General features: G+C 38.2%; 1 protein-coding gene and 1 pseudogene. Both read left to right on the top strand.

The features are described 5' to 3' along the window. Window positions 1-237, top strand: a pseudogene (locus tag HMPREF9200_RS06995) (metallohydrolase); the annotation flags it as partial. Window positions 238-266: 29 nt separating this feature from the next. Beyond that, on the top strand, window positions 267-1,132 hold an 866-nt coding region (gene xseA, locus HMPREF9200_RS06990), incomplete at its 3' end, for an exodeoxyribonuclease VII large subunit (protein WP_038145126.1).

Raw genomic sequence — 1,132 nt, 5'->3', positions numbered from 1 at the left:
TCTGTGTTCCATTGTATTGGAAATTCCCTAGAGAAAGCCTTATCTCATATTTTAACAAAACATAATATTACAACCTTAATTACTGCCGGTGGTGTCATGGCTAATACCTACTTACAAGATCGTTTAGTTCATTGGGGACACCATCATGATTTAGATGTGTTATGTGTATCCTCTAAATATAGTGCAGATAATGCCTCAGGTAATGCCTATGGAGCAAAGGTTGTTGAAGGAGAATAGAATGGATGCTTACTCCGTTGGAGAATTAAATAAAATTATTAAAGCAAACCGTAGAGGGAGAATTTCTCTTAAAGAACTGTATTGTTGAAGGTGTTATCTCTAATGTAAAACGTCATAGTACAGGACATTATCATTTTTCTCTCATCGATGATACAGGCTCCATTGATATGGCTATGTGGCGTTCTAAAGTGCAACAACGTGGCTTGGAAGGTGCCCTTGAAAACGGTTTGTTAGTACAAGTACGAGGAAACATTAGTTTTTACGAAAAAACTGGTCGTTTAAGTTTTATTTGCGAAGATATTCGTATTGGTGCCAAAAGTGACTATCAAATTGCTTATGAGAAATTAAAACAAGAGCTATATGCGTTAGGGTATTTTGACGAACGGCACAAACAACCTTTGCCACCTGTACCGAGTTGTATTGGTGTTGTTACTTCTGCATCAGGAGCAGTGATTCACGATATTTTACATGTAGCATCCCATCACAATCCATTAGTAACATTTAAAGTATTTAATGTACCTGTACAAGGACCTACAGCGGGCCCTGTTATTGCTCGTGGTGTAGCTATGGCAGATGCTGACCCAGATGTAGATGTAATTATTGTTGGTCGTGGTGGTGGCTCTATGGAAGATTTATGGTGCTTCAATGATAGAGCTTTAATAGAAGCTATATTCCAATGTACAACACCGGTTGTGTCTGCAGTAGGTCACGAAGTAGATTATACACTATGTGATTTTGTCGCAGATGTAAGAGGGGCAACCCCAAGTCATGCTGCGGAATTATCTATCTATCCACTGCTGGACTTACAAGAAGAAGTACAGCAGAAATTAGACTTTATTCACAATACTGTGCAGTATCGTATTCAAAAAGAAAAGCAACAGTTATTTTCTATTGC

Source organism: Veillonella sp. oral taxon 780 str. F0422 (genome assembly GCF_000221605.1).
Lineage (GTDB): Bacteria > Bacillota > Negativicutes > Veillonellales > Veillonellaceae > F0422.
The sequence above is the reverse complement of the archived record's forward strand: the minus strand, read 5'-3'. Positions and strand labels throughout refer to the sequence as shown.